General features: G+C 70.0%; 15 protein-coding genes. 6 read left to right on the plus strand and 9 right to left on the minus strand.

The window, feature by feature from the left end:
- The first annotated feature begins 138 nt into the window (after positions 1-138).
- The 3 genes from ABD732_RS17570 to ABD732_RS17580 all read left to right on the plus strand — a co-directional run bounded on the left by ABD732_RS17570 (position 139) and on the right by ABD732_RS17580 (position 2,082).
- Positions 139-876, plus strand: coding sequence for a TVP38/TMEM64 family protein (locus ABD732_RS17570; RefSeq protein ID WP_425553087.1), 738 nt, complete (start codon positions 139-141; stop codon positions 874-876).
- A gap of 67 nt (positions 877-943) precedes the next feature.
- Positions 944-1,528: a hypothetical protein gene (locus ABD732_RS17575; RefSeq protein WP_344785902.1), complete on the plus strand. Its 585-nt coding sequence runs from the start codon at positions 944-946 to the stop codon at positions 1,526-1,528.
- Positions 1,525-2,082 carry a hypothetical protein gene (locus ABD732_RS17580; RefSeq protein ID WP_344785904.1) on the plus strand — a complete coding sequence of 186 codons (558 nt, stop codon included), beginning with the start codon at positions 1,525-1,527 and terminating at the stop codon, positions 2,080-2,082. Before ABD732_RS17575 ends, ABD732_RS17580 begins: the two co-directional genes overlap by 4 nt.
- A 1-nt stretch (position 2,083) precedes the next feature.
- Here ABD732_RS17580 and ABD732_RS17585 read toward each other — a convergent pair whose 3' ends face one another.
- A complete protein-coding gene (locus ABD732_RS17585) occupies positions 2,084-2,914 on the minus strand; it encodes a DUF3097 domain-containing protein (protein WP_344785906.1) in 831 nt (276 codons plus the stop codon).
- A 66-nt stretch (positions 2,915-2,980) separates the two neighbouring features.
- Here ABD732_RS17585 and ABD732_RS17590 point away from each other — a divergent pair, with 66 nt between their 5' ends.
- A complete protein-coding gene (locus ABD732_RS17590; RefSeq protein WP_344785908.1) occupies positions 2,981-3,775 on the plus strand; it encodes a serine/threonine protein kinase in 795 nt (264 codons plus the stop codon).
- Positions 3,776-3,877: 102 nt separating this feature from the next.
- Here ABD732_RS17590 and ABD732_RS17595 read toward each other — a convergent pair whose 3' ends face one another.
- The 8 genes from ABD732_RS17595 to ABD732_RS17630 all read right to left on the minus strand — a co-directional run bounded on the left by ABD732_RS17595 (position 3,878) and on the right by ABD732_RS17630 (position 12,055).
- A complete protein-coding gene (locus ABD732_RS17595) occupies positions 3,878-4,954 on the minus strand; it encodes a ferrochelatase (RefSeq protein WP_344785910.1) in 1,077 nt (358 codons plus the stop codon).
- A 2-nt stretch (positions 4,955-4,956) separates the two neighbouring features.
- Positions 4,957-5,790: an NADH-dependent enoyl-ACP reductase InhA gene (gene inhA, locus ABD732_RS17600; RefSeq protein WP_344785912.1), complete on the minus strand. Its 834-nt coding sequence runs from the start codon at positions 5,788-5,790 to the stop codon at positions 4,957-4,959.
- Between the two features lie 54 nt (positions 5,791-5,844).
- Positions 5,845-6,585: a 3-oxoacyl-ACP reductase FabG1 gene (gene fabG1 / locus ABD732_RS17605; protein WP_344785914.1), complete on the minus strand. Its 741-nt coding sequence runs from the start codon at positions 6,583-6,585 to the stop codon at positions 5,845-5,847.
- A gap of 16 nt (positions 6,586-6,601) precedes the next feature.
- Entirely contained in the window at positions 6,602-7,594 is a 993-nt protein-coding gene (locus ABD732_RS17610; protein WP_344785916.1) for a VWA domain-containing protein, read from the minus strand.
- Positions 7,594-8,526, minus strand: a complete 933-nt coding sequence (locus tag ABD732_RS17615) for a DUF58 domain-containing protein (protein ID WP_344785918.1) — start codon at positions 8,524-8,526, stop codon at positions 7,594-7,596. Before ABD732_RS17615 ends, ABD732_RS17610 begins: the two co-directional genes overlap by 1 nt.
- Entirely contained in the window at positions 8,513-9,604 is a 1,092-nt protein-coding gene (locus tag ABD732_RS17620) for an AAA family ATPase (protein WP_344785920.1), read from the minus strand. Before ABD732_RS17620 ends, ABD732_RS17615 begins: the two co-directional genes overlap by 14 nt.
- A gap of 82 nt (positions 9,605-9,686) precedes the next feature.
- Positions 9,687-11,138 carry an NlpC/P60 family protein gene (locus tag ABD732_RS17625; RefSeq protein WP_344785922.1) on the minus strand — a complete coding sequence of 484 codons (1,452 nt, stop codon included), beginning with the start codon at positions 11,136-11,138 and terminating at the stop codon, positions 9,687-9,689.
- Positions 11,139-11,449: 311 nt separating this feature from the next.
- On the minus strand, positions 11,450-12,055 hold the full coding sequence (locus ABD732_RS17630) for an Rv1476 family membrane protein (protein WP_344785924.1): 606 nt from the start codon (positions 12,053-12,055) through the stop codon (positions 11,450-11,452).
- A gap of 213 nt (positions 12,056-12,268) precedes the next feature.
- On the opposite strand from ABD732_RS17630, the gene ABD732_RS17635 reads away from it, so the two are divergent.
- Entirely contained in the window at positions 12,269-15,100 is a 2,832-nt protein-coding gene (locus ABD732_RS17635; protein ID WP_344785926.1) for an aconitate hydratase, read from the plus strand.
- Positions 15,101-15,105: 5 nt separating this feature from the next.
- Positions 15,106-15,675 carry a TetR/AcrR family transcriptional regulator gene (locus ABD732_RS17640; protein WP_344785928.1) on the plus strand — a complete coding sequence of 190 codons (570 nt, stop codon included), beginning with the start codon at positions 15,106-15,108 and terminating at the stop codon, positions 15,673-15,675.
- Positions 15,676-15,827 lie beyond the last annotated feature (152 nt).

The following is a 15,827-nucleotide window of genomic DNA, read 5'->3' on the forward strand; positions in this document are numbered from 1 at the left end:
TGTCCGCCTTTTCAGCACACTAGCCGATGGTGACTGCCGTGCATTCAGCCGTCTCGTGTGACTCGCGACACCACGACACCGCCGGTCGAGGGCACGTCTGAGGGCTGCGACGGGGTGGTGCGCCACTAGGCTCACGGTGTGCGCCGTTCTCTCCGCTCCCGGGTCGTCGAGGAGCCCGTCGACCTCGCTTCTGGCGAGGTGGACGCCGCTCCCGCGGGCCGCGGACGCGCCAAAGTGTGGCGCGCGATCCTGGCGTTGCTCGTCGTCATCGCCGTCCTGGCGGCCGCCTATCTGACACCGTTGCCGTCGATCGGCCGGGTGCGGGAATGGTCCGACGCGATGGGGCCGTGGTTCCCGCTGGTGTTCTTCGTCGCCTATGCCGTCGCCACCATCGGTCCGGTCCCCCGCACCCCCTTCACGGTGATGGCCGGGGTGCTGTTCGGGCCGGCGGTGGGATTCGCCGGGTCGATGATCGCGTCGACGATCGCGGCGGTGGTCGCCTTCGGGCTGGCGCGGCGGCTGGGCCGGGCGCGGGTGCAGCGGCATCTGGACCGCGCGGTGTTCCAGGCGCTGGAAGAGCGGCTGGAGCGCCGCGGCTGGCTGGCGGTCGGCTCGCTGCGGCTGATCCCCGTCTGTCCGTTCTCCGTGCTCAACTACGCGTCGGGGCTGTCGTCGGTGCGGCCGATCTCGTACACCGTCGCCAGTGTTCTGGGCACCATGCCCGGTACCGCCGCGGTGGTCTTCCTCGGGGAGGCGGTGGCCGGCGAGGCCGGCGGCGGCACCGTGGTGCTGTCCGGGGCGCTCTTCGCGGTGGGAGTGATCGGGTTGATCGTGGACACGCGCCTCCCCCTCCATCGGTCAAGTGAAAAAGCTTGATATGTACCAGTTAAGCCTACATACTTGATTGAACGACATCATGGCGTGAGACTTGAGGTGATTCGACGTGTTCGTCCTGACCGCTGACCAGCGCTCGAGCCGGAGCGAACCCGACCGTGTCCCCGGCCTGATCGATCACTATCGCGAGGCACCGGCGGTCCGGGGATTCGAACGGACGGCCGGCGACGAGGTCGAGGCGGTCTTCGACGATCCGGCCGTCGTGGCCGAGGTGGCCGTGGAACTCGCAGCGTCCGGTCACTGGAGCGTCGGCGTCGGAGTCGACGACGTCGAAGAGCCGCTGCCGGAGCAGACGCGCGCCGGCCGCGGGCCCGCTTTCGAAGCAGCCCGCCGCGCCGTCGAATCGGCGAAGGGACGGCGGCCGCCGCTGCGCGTGCTTGGGCCGTCGCCGTGGTGTCCCCGCGCGCAGACCGCGGCCTGCCTCCTGGTGGACCTGCTGGCTTCGCGCACCGACCCGGGACGCGAAGCCGTCGACCTGATGGCCACGGGACTCACGCAGGCCGAGGTGGCCGAACGCCTAGGCATCACCCCGCAGGCGGTGTCGCTGCGGCTACGGTCGGCGCGTTGGGACCTGCAGCCCGATGCCGAAGAGTTGGTGACCGCCCTGCTGCGTCACTGTGAGGAGGACCGGTGATCGCGATCGTTCTGCTGGTGGCGGCCATCGCCGTCGCCCTCGCCGGGCTGCCGCTCCGCAGTCGGGCGGCCCACGACCGGGCCCGCACCGACGAGCAGGTACGCCGCATCGACCTGGTTATGACGGTGGTCCTCGCGGCACTGTTCGGCGCCGCGGCGATCGCCGCCGCCGTGGCGTCGCCGATGACCGGCGCCGGCCGGGCCGCCGTCGAAGTGATCGCCGTGGTCGCCGCCGCGGTGACCGGCGGACCGGTGGTGCGGGTGGTGCTGGCGGCCGGTGGCATTCCCACACGTTCGGAGAACTACGACGATCCCGAGGCCGAGCCGATGCTGCGCGGCGGACGCATCATCGGTGTGCTGGAGCGGACCGGCGTGGCCGCCTCGCTGATCCTGGCGTGGCCGGCCGGCATCGCGGTGATCCTCGGTATCAAGGGGCTGGCCCGGTTCCCGCAGTTGCGCGAGCATCACGCCAGCGAGCAGTTCATCCTCGGCACCTTCGCCTCGGTGCTGTGGGCCTGCGCGGCCGCCGGGATCGGCTTCCTGATCGGCCGCTGAACTACTCCGACGGTTCGGTCACGAAGTCGATCAGCTCTTCGACGCTGCGCAGCAGCGGCACCTCCAGGTCGCGGAAACTGGAGACCGCAGCCAGCACACGGCGCCAGCCGTCCTGCGGTGTCCCCCAGCCCAACCGGTCACAGATGCCGGTCTTCCAGTCGGTGCCCATCGGGATCGTCGGCCACGCATCGATCTTCACCGCGGCCGGCTTCACCGCCTGCCACACGTCGACGTAGGGGTGGCCGCAGACCAGGACGTCGGGACCCACCTGTGCGGTCAGGCGTTCCTCCTTGCTGCCGGCGACCAGATGGTCCACTAGCACGCCGGCCCGCCGATGCGGCGCGGGCTGGAAGTCGGCGAGGGCGTCGTCGAGGTTGTCCAGACCGTCCAGGCTCATCACCACGACGCCCTCGGCGCGCAGATCGTCGCCCCAGACGCGTTCGAGGAGAGTCGCATCGTGTACACCCTCGACGAAGATCCGGCTTGCTCGTGCGGTGCGGGCCCGCTGCTTGGGCAGTGCACGGGAACCGGATGCGGTCTGGATGGTCTGGGGCGCGTTGGGCCCGCGGCTCTTCGGGCGGACCAGCGTCACCGGCTTGCCGTCGATCAGGAATGCGGCCGGGAACGCGTGGAAGACGCGGGTGGCACCGCGGCGGTCCTCGAGGCGGACCATGTCGGCGGTGTAGGTCTTCTCCCACCCCACCACAGCACCGCAGAAGCCGGTGGCCGCGTCTTCGACCACCAGCCCGGGTTCTCCGGCCACTTCGGGGGCCTTGGGCTTCTGCCGGCGCGGCTGCGCCAATACGTCACGTCCGTAGCGGTCATCCCTCACGAGGGCCCAGGGTAGGTCACGCGGCGGCTTCTGCGGTGGCGACGCTCCGCGTACCGTGGTGTGGTCATGTCGAGATCACTGCCCCAGTCCGGATCGGCCCTGCTGCGTGCCTGGCCGGCGTCGGCGCTCGCCGTCTGGGCGGCGGCCTGGCGTGCCGGGGCGGTGGCCCCCGACGATGTGGTGCACACCCTTCACGACTACGCGCAGACCCACGAGATAGATGCCGCCGCGGACACCGGTGTGGCCGGCGGCGGCGGTGCGCTGGACCTGTTGCAGGCCGTGGGCGGAGCGGCCGCGAGTGCCGTCGCGCTGCCGGCCGCCGGGGATCCGCAGGGGCTGCCGCCGGGGGCGCTGACCGGCGACGTGCTCGCCGCCGGCGAGGTCCTGCTCCTCGCGGTTCCCGCCGGGCCGACGCTGGCGGTCACTGCCCGCGGCGCCGTGGAACGCTGCCGCTGGACCTTCCGTGCCCTGGCCTCCCCGTTCGACGTCGACACGATCGGCGGCGATCAGAGCCCGGGCGAATTGGAGTACGAACTGCGCGAGGCCGTCGACGAGGCGGCCGCGGTGATCGCCGGGCTCGCCGGGCCCCGCTCGGCCGGCCCGGTCGACCTGCGTGATGCGCTCGCGGCGCGCACCCACGCGGTCTCGCTGGATCTGCCGCCGCACGATCGGCCCCGCGTGGACCGGATGCTCGCGACCGCGGCGCAGATCGACGCGATCGTCAGCCTGGCCGGTGGCGGTCCGGGCGCTTCGGCCGGTCAGCTCGACACTGCCGACACCGCGCTGCGGCGGCTCTCCTCGCTCACCCGCCGCGCCCGGGCGACGGCGATCAACACCCTGCTCCGCGACTACCGCAGCTGACCGCTCCCGCTACTGGTGCCTGCTCCCGCTGCGGACCCCGAGTGCCGCGCGAGACGGAGCCGGTAGCGGGAAGCGGGGCGGGGCGCGGAAAGCAGCCGGTGGTCAGCGGCTCGGCCGGGCCGGCAGCTCACAGCAGCCGGGACGGCAGAGGGTGCCGTTGTCGCCGCAGCCGAGGGCGTCGAGGTCTCCCCCGCCGTCGGCGTAGCGCTCGATCAGATCGGCGACCATCGCGATGAACGACGGGTCGGTGCCGACCGTGCCGGCGCGGGCGTAGTCCATGCCGAGCCGGTCGGCTACCTCTCGGGCCTCGGAGTCGAGATCCCAGATCACCTCGAGGTGATCGGAGACGAACCCGATCGGGCAGACGACGACGCGGCCGACGCCCCGCTCGGCGAGAGCCTCCAGGTGGTCGCAGACGTCCGGCTCCAGCCACGGCACCTGCGGCGGTCCCGAACGTGACTGCCAGACCAGGTCGAAGTCGGTCACGCCGAGCTCGGCGGCGACACGTGCCGCCGCGTCGGCCACCTGTCGCGAGTACAGATGCCCCTCTCCGTCGGGAGGTCCCGCGGTCCGGTCGGCCGCGACGGGGATCGAGTGCGCGGTGAACACCAGCCTGACCGGTGCTCCCTCCCCCAGCTCCGCCCATGCCCGGCGCACCGCATCGGCGGCCGCGGCGGTGAAACCCGGCTCGCCGGAGAACTGCGGCAGCTTGCGCAGAAGGAGCCGATCGTCGCCGACGTCGGCCAGCGCGCGGGCCACGTCCTCGTGGTACTGACGGCAACCGGAATAGCCGCCCCACGCCGAGGTGGGAAAGACCAGAGCCCGCGTGCAACCGTCGTCGCGCAGCTCGCGCAGCGCCTCGGCCAGGTAGGGCTTCCAGTTGCGGTTGCCGAAATAGATCGGCAGATCCCGCCCCCGGGTGCGCAACTCGGCCTGCAGCGCCGCGATCATGTCCAGGTTCAGCCGGTTGATCGGCGAGACCCCACCGAAGTGCAGGTAGTGCTCCACCACCTCGTCGAGGCGCTCGGGCGGCACGCCGCGGCCACGGGTCACGTTCTCCAGGAACGGGCGGACGTCGTCGGGCTGCTCCGGGCCGCCGAACGAGAGGAAGACGAGGGCGTCGAAGCCCGCCGAAGCCGTTGCTCGAGCGGAGCCGACGGCCCGATCACCGAGGGGCACGGTTAGCCCAGCATGTTCTCGGGGAACCAGGTGTTGTGGCTGGCGCCGCCGTCGACGTAGACGATCGAACCCGTGGTGGCCGGCAGCCAATCCGACAGCAGGGCGACGACGCTCTTGCCGACCGGGGTCGGGTCGTCCACGTTCCAGCCGATCGGCGACGCGCCGTCCCAGTACTCGTTGAGCATGTTCAGCTTCTTGGCGTCGTCGGTGGCGGTACCGGAGATGGCCTTGGCGGCCAGCGTCTTGATCGGACCGGCGGCGACCAGATTGGAGCGGATCTTCTTGGCGTAGCCGACCTCGCGGGCCACGTACCGGTTCACCGACTCGAGGGCGGCCTTGGCCACGCCCATCCAGTTGTAGTCGGGCACGGCGGTGCGCGGATCGAAGTCCATGCCCACGATCGAGCCGCCCTCGTTCATCACCGGCAGCACGGCGCGCGCCAGCGAGGCATAGCTCCACGCTGAGATCTCGAAGGCCTTGGCCACATCCGGACCCGGCCCTTCCAGGAAGGGCAGCGCGTCCGGACCCATCAGGGTGCGCGGGGCGAAGGCGATCGAGTGCACCACACCGTCGATGCCCTGCGGCGCGAGCTCGCGCACGCGATCGGCCAGCCCGGCCAGGCTCTCCTCGTCGGTGACGTCGAGCGGAATGGCGGCGGGCACCTCCTGCGGGAGCCGCCGGGCGATCCGGTCGATCAGGCGCAGACGCTCGGGAATGCCGGTGATGATCACCGTCGCCCCTGCCTCCTGGGCCTGGCTGGCCGTGGCGAAGGCGATCGACGCATCGGTGATGATGCCGGTCACGAGGATGGTCTTACCGGCGAGGATTCCACTCACTGTGTTCTGCTCCTGAAGTCGGGGGTTCGGTGTCGGTCGCGCGTCGGCAGGAGGTCAGTGCCCCATGCCGAGGCCGCCGTCGACGTTGATGACGTTGCCGGTCACGTAGGCCGAGTCGTCCGAGACCAGGAAGCTGGCGACGCCGGCGACCTCCTCGGGCTGGCCCATGCGCTTGGCCGGGATGGCCTGGTCGACCGCGGTCTTGGTGTACTCCTCGGGCAGCCCGCGAGTCATGTCGGTGTCGATCAGGCCCGGCGCGATCACGTTGGCGGTGATGTTGCGGCCGCCGAGCTCGCGGGTCACCGACCGCGCCAGCCCGATGACGCCGGCCTTGGAGGCCGCATAGTTGGCCTGCCCCGGCGTGCCCATCAGCGCCACGACCGAACCCAGGTAGATGAACCGGCCCCAGCGCTTCTTCAGCATGTCGCGGGTGGCGGCCTTGGTGACCCGGAAGGCACCGACCAGGTTGGCGTCGATGACGTTCTCGAAGCTCTCCACGCTCATCCGCATGATGAGGGTGTCCTCGGTGATGCCGGCATTGGCGACGACCACCTCGACCGGGCCCTGGTGCTCGGCGACCTCGGCGAAGGCGCGCGTCACCGATTCGTCGTCGGTGACGTCGCACTGGACGCCGAACAGGCCGTCCGGGGCACCGGAACCGCGGTGGGTGACGGCCACCTTGTGGCCGTCGGCCGCCAGCCGCTGCGCGACGGCGAGGCCGATTCCCCGGTTGCCGCCGGTGACGAGGACCGAGCGCGGGGTGAAGGAGGACGTGGAGTTTTCACTGTCTGCCATGGTTGTTCAACCTATCTCACGGAAGGCGCCGGTTGAGGAACAGGGCGCCGAGGGTTCCGGCGATCGCCAGCAGCGTTCCGGCGATCAGCCACGGGCGCGAGTTGTCACCCCGCTGCCGCTCGGTGCCGATCTGTTCGCGCAGCGTCGAATACACCTTGTTCAGCTCGTCCAGCGACGACGCGGTGTAGAAGTTTCCGCCGGAGAGGTTCGCGATCTGCCGCAGCGACTCGTCGTCGACGGGCACCGGCACGCGCTCGACCTGACCGTTGGGGCCCTCGAGTTCCACGGTGCCGTGCAGGGTGCCGAAGGAGATGGTGGAGACCGGGATGCCCTCCTCCTTGGCCTTGCGGGCCGCGGTGAATCCGCCGCGGTCGGCGTCGGGACTCTCGGGCACCGTCTGCTTGCCGTCGGAGAGGAGCACGACGTGCGCGGGCGGAGCGTGATCGTCGCCGCCGAGCGCCGAATTGAGCGTCTGGATCTGATCCAGGGCGGCGAAGATTCCTTCGCCGGTCGCGGTCTTGTCGGCCAGTTTCAGCTTGCCGAGCGCGTTCTTGGTGGCGTTGTGGTCGGGCGTCGGCGAGACGAGGGTGGACGCGGTGCCGGCGAACGACACCAGACCCAGGTTGATCCCGGCGGTCAGTTCGTCGGCGAAACGCTTGCCCGCGGCCTGGGCGGCTTCCAGCCGCGACGGCGCCACGTCGGTGGCCTTCATCGAATTGGAGACGTCGACCACCAGCATCACGGTGGCCCGGTTGCGCGGGACGTCGCGCTCGGCCATCGGTCCGGCCATCGCGACGGTCAGCAGCAGCAGACCGATGGCCAGGACGGCGAACGGCACGTGGCGGAAGCGATCCCGGGCGCCCGGGGTCACCGAGCGCAGCACGTCGAGGTTGGCGAACCGCAGCGCGCGCGCCTTGCGGCGGCGCATCTCGATCACATAGGCGGCGACCACTGCCACGACCAGCAGAATGGCGAACAGCCACCACGGGTGGGCGAACCAGCGATGCATCAGCGCACCCCCGCCGCACGGCGGCGCCGGCCGACGAACCGGACGGTGTCGGCGATCCAGTCGCGGTCGGTCTGCAGGGTGAGCACCGCCCCGCCGCAGCCGCGGAAGGCCGCCTGCACCTCGGCGCGATGTGCCTGCGCGGCAGCGGCGAAGTCGGCGCGCAGGCGCGGGGTGACGTCCACGTCCACCACCTCGCCGGACTCGGCGTCGGCCAGGGTCACCGGGCCGACGGGCGGCAGCGCGATGTCGAGCGGGTCCAGGACCTCGATGCCGAGGAGTTCGTGATGGGCGCCGATGGCCCGCAGGGACCGGGTCCAGTCCAGCGGTCCCAAGAAGTCGCTGATCACCACGGCGAGGCCGCGGCGCCGCTGCGGGCGGCGCAGGGCCTCCAAGCCGGCGTTCAGGTCGCCGCGCACCCCCGGGGTGCTGCGGTGGGTGGTGGCGAGCGTCTTGAGCAGGGATCGCGCGTGCGCCCGGCCGGCGCGGGCCGGAATGCGGGTGATCGAATCACCGGTGACGACCACTGCTCCGTGACGATTGCCGCCGCCGGCGGTCAGATGGACGATCGCGGCGGCTGCGGCCACCGCCAGGTCGCGTTTGGTGTGCTCCCCCGAGCCGAAGTCCAGGCTGGCCGAAGCATCCATCACGAACCAGGTCTCGAGCTCGCGATCGGCGATCATCTGCCGCACGTGCGGCTGCGTGGTGCGCGCGGTCACCGACCACTCCATCCGGCGGATGTCGTCGCCGGGCTGATACGGGCGGGCCTCGCCGGGCTCGGATCCGGGACCGGGGATCAGACCGAGGTGGGCGCCCTGCAGCACGCCGTCGAGCTTGCGGCGCACCGTCAGTTCCAGGCTGGTCAGCGCCGCGGTCAGCTGCGGATCGTCGAGCCGACCGCCACGCAGGGCCGGCAGGTCGCTACTGGGCGACATGACCCTCCGGCTGCGCGGCGGCAGGTGCCTGCTGAACCGGCGCCTGCTGGGCCGGTGCCTGCTGGATCGGTGCCTCCTGCGGTGCGGCGCTCACCTGCGGCAGGCCCACGGTCTGCAGGATGCGGGTGATGATCTGGTCGGGGGTCACCTCATCGGCCAGGGCGTCGTAGCTGAGGACAAGGCGGTGACGCAGCACGTCCGGGATCAGCTCCACGATGTCCTGCGGGACCACGTAGTCGCGGCCGCGGATCACCGCGAGGGCGCGGGCGGCGGCCACGATACCGAGGGTCGCGCGGGGCGAAGCGCCGTACGACAGCCAGGTCGCGACGTCGGTGAGACCGAGGTCGCCGGGCCGGCGGGTGGCGTTGATCACGCGCACCACGTAGTCGACGAGCGCGTGGTGGACGAAGACGTTGGCCGCGACCCTCTGCAGGCGGATGGTGGTGGCCGGATCGAGGATCTGCGAGGCCGTGGGCGGCTCGATGCCCATCCGGTAGACGATCTCGCGCTCCTCCTCCACCGACGGGTAGTCGACGAGGACCTTGAACAGGAAGCGGTCGCGCTGCGCTTCGGGCAGCGGGTAGACGCCCTCGTTCTCGATCGGGTTCTGGGTCGCCATCACCAGGAACGGGTCGGGCATCGGGTAGGTGACGCCGCCGATCGAGACGTGCCGCTCGGCCATCACCTCCAGCAGCGCCGACTGCACCTTGGCCGGGGCGCGGTTGATCTCGTCGGCGAGCAGGAAGTTGGTGACCACCGGGCCCAGCTCGGTGTCGAACTCCTCGCGGCCCTGGCGGTAGATGCGGGTGCCGATCAGGTCGGTCGGGACCAGGTCGGGGGTGAACTGCACGCGGGAGAAGTCGCCGCCGATCACGGTCGCGAAGGTCTCCACGGCGAGCGTCTTGGCGACGCCCGGCACACCTTCGAGCAAGATGTGGCCGCGGGAGAGCAGACCCACCAGGATCCGCTCGACCAACTCGTCCTGACCCACGATGACGCGCTTGACTTCGTACATCGCCCGTTCGAGGAGTGCAACGTCCTCGGGGGTGAGCGTGTTCTCAGCGGCGGGTGAACTCAAACCGGTGACTCCTCGTGTGGCGGGTGGAGCCGCGGCTCCGCGTCGATCGTGCTTGGACCGACTCTACCGGCCGAAGGCCGGCTCAGGTGAGACGCACCACGGAGGGCATGGCGCCGTCGGTGCGCACCGGGGAGATCTTGACCACGTCACCGGACTGCGGCGCTTCGATCATGGTGCCGTCACCCAGGTACATCGCGACGTGTGCGCTCGCATTGGCACCGTAGAAGATCATGTCGCCGCGCTGCATCTGGTCCAGCGGGAACTGCGGGCCGGACGTGTACTGGTAGCCGGTGTAGTGCGGAAGATCGATGCCGATGCCGGCGAAGGCGTAGATCATCAGGCCCGAGCAGTCGAAGCCGACCTTGTTGTAGTCGCCGTGGCTGTCGGCCACGCCGCCGTCGCGGATACCTAGCGTGGGGCCGTTCGCGTCGCCGCCGCCCCAGGCGTAGGGCACACCCAACTGCGACTTGGCGCGGTTGACCACCAGTTCGACGGCTTGAGGTCCGCGCAGGCCGGGTCGTGCCAGCCCGCCTCCGCCGGTGCCGCCGCCGAACAGTGCGCCGAGTGATCCGGTGCCCAGTCGCGACAGCGTGCTGTCGGGGCCGGTGCCCAGCGGGGCGCTGCCGCCGATGCCGAGCTCGTTGAGCAGTTCGGACTGCGGGATCTGCTGCTCGCCGAGCAGGCCGGCCAGCAGCTGGGTGCCGGTCTCCACGGCCAGCTTGGCGACCATCGCGGCGGCCTCCGCGCCCGGATCGCCTTCGGTGGGAGTGGTCGGCAGATCCTTCAGGAGCGAGCCGAGTTCGGCGGGTCCGGAGGTCTCGCTCTTGGAGCCGCGGAGCTTGTCGAGCTTCTGGGTCAGGGCGGCGCGCTGGTTCAGCAGCTGCGAGCGCTTGGACCGCTGATCGGTCATCGCCTTGCGGGCGGTCTCGACCGCGGAGACCGCCTGGGCGCGCCGGTTGTCGGCACCCTGCGCGGCGGCCGTGGCTTGCCGGCGGGTGGCCGAGGTGGCAGCCACCCGGTTGGCCTGCTGATTGCGCACGTGCTGCAGCTGGCGGATGGTGGCGCGCTGCTGGCGGGCGAGTTGCTCGACGCTGGTGATCTGCTCGAGGACCTTGTCCGGGTCCGACGACGACACGTAGTTGCTCATCGAGCCCAGCCGGTTGTTGCCCTGCCGGTTGACCGCGCGCATGAAGTCGTCGAATTCGCGCTGTGCCGCGGCGACCTGCTTCTTGGTCTTGCGCAGTGCGGCCTGTGCGGCGTTGTCGGCCGAGGCCGCGACCTGCTGCGCGGCGAAGGCGTTCTGGAAGTCCACCAGCGCCTTGTTGACGTCCTCCTGCTTGACGGCCACCGCCGCGCCCAGGTCCGCCAGGTTCTGATCGACCGTGGCGATGTCGTTGACCAGGGCGGCGACCGGTGAGGTCTGTTTGGCCGGGTCAGCGGCCGCGGTTCCCGCGCTCAGGACACCGACGAGGACCAGGGCGCCGAAGGCCCCGCCTCGCATCGCCTGGCGTGCGTTCTTCGTTGCTCGCTTCAACCGACGTACTCCCTAGCTGTGCGCATTGAGCACCCGTGACGCACCTGTCTCACTGGCCCGTCTATCCCCTGGTAACTCAAATGTGTCTACAGCACCGTATGTCACACCAGACACACCAGAAAAGCCAGGAAACTGAATTACATAGGCGTGATTACCTGCGGAAATGCACTGAACAGCGGAAAGCGGAGATGTCCGACGCCGTCACAGTTCGGTAACGGTCGCTCGGCTCAGTGGATTCGGGGTCCCGGGCGGCACGAAACGCGCCCCGCGCGGCGTGGAACCGCGGTGTGTGGAACTGCGGTGTGCGGCACTCAGGGGGCCGGTGGGACGGTCGGGGCCTCGTCGGCACCGGCGGCCCCGGCGGAGCCGGTCGTCCCGGCTGCCTCGCCCGAGTCGGCAGCCGCCGTCGAGCGGCGTCGCCGCAGCGTCATCAGCCGAGTGCCCACCGCGCAGAGCACCACTGCGATCACCAGCACGATGGTGACGACGGTCCAGTCCATCGAGGGGGCGCTGGCGCCGTCGTAGATCTGCTGGGCCGCCACCGCGGGCGTGGCGCCGGCGGTGACACCGCTGGTGCCGTCCTCCAGCTGGACGCGCGTGAACTCGCTGGACGCTGTTCCCCGGCCCGACGGTCCCATCACCAGGACGGTGCCGCCGACTTGCGACTGCAGTTCGGTGGCGATGTCGCGGTAGACGGTGAACGGCGCGTAGGCGTCGTCGAGGACCACCACGTGCAGGTCGTGGCCGTCGGCGTCGGCGCCGGCGACCACCGTCTCCAGCTCGGGCCGCTGCTCGGCCGGCGCGTAGACGCCGGTCGCCCGCAGCTGGGCGACGATCGCAGGAATGTCCAGATCGGACCACTGCGCAGTGGTGTCGGCGGGCTTCGCAAGCGTGAAGGTGGCCGGACCCGGGGTCATGGAGTGCTCCTGAGATCGCTGAGGTGAACCGCGCTCACCTTACGGCAGCGGCGGCGAGCGCTTCCGCGTGACGCGGCGCACGTGGGCCCATACCGCCCAACCAGTACGCGCGTACTGCTATGATGAGGGGGCAGCAGTCGCCAGAGCCTTCAGCCCGCTAGCGACTGCTCGGCTGACCAACCGCCGACGCAGCCCGTCGGTGATCACCGCACGATGAGAGTGGAGCACACGTTGAGCAAAGATTCGTTTGGCGCCCGCGGCACCCTGGAGGTGGGCGACAACTCGTACGAGATCTTCCGCCTCTCGGCCGTCCCCGGCACCGAGAAGCTGCCCTACGCGCTGAAGGTTCTCGCCGAGAACCTGCTGCGCACCGAAGACGGCGCGAACGTCACCGCCGATCACATCAACGCTCTCGCGCACTGGGACGCCGACGCCCAGCCGAGCGTCGAGATCCAGTTCACCCCGGGGCGCGTCCTGATGCAGGACTTCACCGGTGTGCCCTGCGTGGTCGACCTGGCCACCATGCGTGAGGCCGTCACCGCCCTCGGCGGCGACCCGAACAAGGTCAACCCGCTGTCCCCCGCCGAGATGGTGATCGACCACTCGGTGATCCTGGACGTCTTCGGCCGCGCCGACGCCTTCGAGCGCAACGTGGAGCTGGAGTACCAGCGCAACGGTGAGCGCTACCAGTTCCTGCGCTGGGGCCAGGGCGCCTTCGACGACTTCAAGGTGGTCCCCCCGGGCACCGGCATCGTCCACCAGGTGAACATCGAGTACCTGGCGCGCGTGGTGATGACCCGCAACGGCCAGGCCTACCCGGACACCTGTGTCGGCACCGACTCGCACACCACGATGGAGAACGGCCTGGGTGTCCTCGGCTGGGGCGTCGGCGGTATCGAGGCCGAGGCCGCCATGCTCGGCCAGCCGGTGTCCATGCTGATCCCGCGCGTGGTCGGCTTCAAGCTGACCGGTGAGATCCAGCCCGGCGTCACCGCCACCGACGTGGTGCTGACCGTGACCGACATCCTCCGCCAGCACGGCGTCGTCGGAAAGTTCGTCGAGTTCTACGGCGACGGTGTGGCCGAGGTGCCGCTGGCCAACCGCGCCACCCTGGGCAACATGAGCCCGGAGTTCGGTTCGACCTGTGCGATCTTCCCGATCGACGGCGAGACCATCAACTACCTGCGCCTGACCGGTCGCACCGATGAGGAACTCGCCCTCGTCGAGGCCTATGCCAAGGAACAGGGCATGTGGCACGACACCGACGCCGAGCCCACCTACTCGGAGTACCTGGAGCTCGACCTGGGCACCGTGGTCCCGTCGATCGCCGGGCCCAAGCGCCCCCAGGACCGCATCCTGCTGTCCGAGTCGAAGGTCGCCTTCCGCAAGGACATCCACAACTACGTCGACGAGAACCACCCGGCGCCGCAGAACGGCCTGGACGAGGGCCTGGACGAGAGCTTCCCGGCTTCCGATCCGGTCGCCGTCTCCCCCGACGAGGCGAAGCTCTCCTTCGCCGAGGAGGATTCGGTGGTCGCGTCGGCCGCCAACGGCGCCGAGGGTCGTCCGAGCCAGCCGGTCTCGGTCACGTCCGACGGCCAGTCCTTCGTGCTCGACCACGGTGCGGTCGCCGTCGCCGGCATCACCTCCTGCACCAACACCTCGAACCCGTCGGTCATGATCGGCGCCGGCCTGCTGGCCCGCAACGCCGTCGACAAGGGCCTGACCAGCAAGCCGTGGGTCAAGACCAACATGGCTCCCGGTTCGCAGGTGGTCTCGGACTACTACGAGAAGGCCGGCCTGTGGCCGTACCTGGAGAAGCTCGGCTTCTACCTGGGCGGTTACGGCTGCACCACCTGCATCGGCAACACCGGCCCGCTGCCGGACGAGATCAGCGCCGCGGTCAACGACAACGACCTCACCGTCACCGCCGTGCTGTCGGGCAACCGGAACTTCGAGGGCCGCATCAGCCCGGACGTGAAGATGAACTACCTGGCGTCCCCGCCGCTGGTGATCGCCTACGCCCTGGCCGGCACGATGGACTTCGACTTCGAGACCGAGGCCCTCGGGCAGGACACCGACGGCAACGACGTCTTCCTGCGCGACATCTGGCCGTCGGCCCAGGAGATCGACGACACCATCAAGGGTGCGATCAACCAGGAGATGTTCCGCAACTCCTACGCCGACGTCTTCAAGGGCGACGAGCGCTGGCAGGGTCTGGACACCCCGGACGGCGACACCTTCGCGTGGGACGAGAACTCGACCTACGTCCGCAAGGCGCCGTACTTCGACGGCATGACGATGGATCCGGAGCCGGTGAGCGATATCAAGGGCGCCCGCGTCCTGGCGCTGCTGGGTGACTCGGTCACCACCGACCACATCAGCCCGGCCGGCCCGATCAAGCCGGGCACCCCGGCCGCGCAGTACCTCGACTCCCACGGGGTGGCCCGCAAGGACTACAACTCGCTGGGCAGCCGTCGTGGCAACCACGAGGTGATGATCCGCGGAACCTTCGCCAACATCCGTCTGCAGAACCAGCTGCTCGACGGCGTGTCCGGCGGTTACACCCGCGACTTCACCCAGGAGGGCGGCCCGCAGTCGTTCATCTACGACGCCTCGCAGAACTACCAGGAAGCGGGCATCCCGCTGGTGGTGCTGGGTGGCAAGGAGTACGGTTCGGGCTCCTCGCGCGACTGGGCGGCCAAGGGCACGGTCCTGCTCGGCGTCAAGGCCGTCATCACCGAGTCCTTCGAGCGCATCCACCGCTCCAACCTGATCGGTATGGGCGTGGTTCCGCTGCAGTTCCCGGACGGCGAGTCGTCCCGGACCCTGGGCCTGGACGGCACCGAGGTCTTCGACATCGAGGGCCTGGAGCAGCTCAACGAGGGCGTCACCCCGAAGACCGTGAAGGTCACCGCCACCAAGGAGGACGGCCGCGAGGTCAGCTTCGACGCGGTGGTCCGGATCGACACCCCCGGTGAGGCCGACTACTACCGCAACGGCGGCATCCTGCAGTACGTCCTGCGGAACATGATCAAGAGCTGATCACAGTGCCACGGGTCAGCGATGACCGGCTTGCCGCGCGTCGTCGGGAGATTCTCGACGGCGCGCGGCACTGTTTCGCCGAACACGGCTACGACGGCGCCACGGTGAAGAGGCTGGAAGAGGCCACGGGCATGTCCCGCGGTGCGATCTTCCACCACTTCCGGGACAAGGAAGCACTGTTTCTGGCCCTCGCCCGCGAGGATGCCGAACGGATGGCCGACGTCGCCGCACAAGAAGGTCTGGTCCAGGTGATGCGGGACATGCTCGCCCGCCCGAAGGACTTCGACTGGCTCGGCACCCGGCTCGAGATCGTCCGGAAGATCCGGAGCGATCCGGCTTTCGCCGAGGCCTGGGCGTCGCACACCGCCGATCTGGAGGCGGTCACCCTCGCTCGCCTGGAGCGCAAACGCGAGGACGGCAGTCTCCGGAAGGACGTGGACACCGAGGTGCTCGTCACGTACCTCGACGTCGTGCTCGACGGGCTGATCAGCCGGCTGGCGACGGGACAGTCGACAGATGATCTGCACGCGGTCCTCGATCTGGTGGAGGATTCGGTCCGCGTCGCCGACCGGTAGTCCCCGGACGGCGGGCGGATCCGGCAGCGAGGCGGATCTCGTGCCTCGGGCTATGGTCTCACCTGCACTCTTGGAGTGATGGTGAGCCTACCCTAAGCTGGTCTTGTTCCCCGGCTCGCAGCCGGGACCACGGCCCGCGACGACGAGGAGAC

The sequence above is a fragment of the Gordonia caeni genome, assembly GCF_039537105.1.
Lineage (GTDB): Bacteria > Actinomycetota > Actinomycetes > Mycobacteriales > Mycobacteriaceae > Gordonia > Gordonia caeni.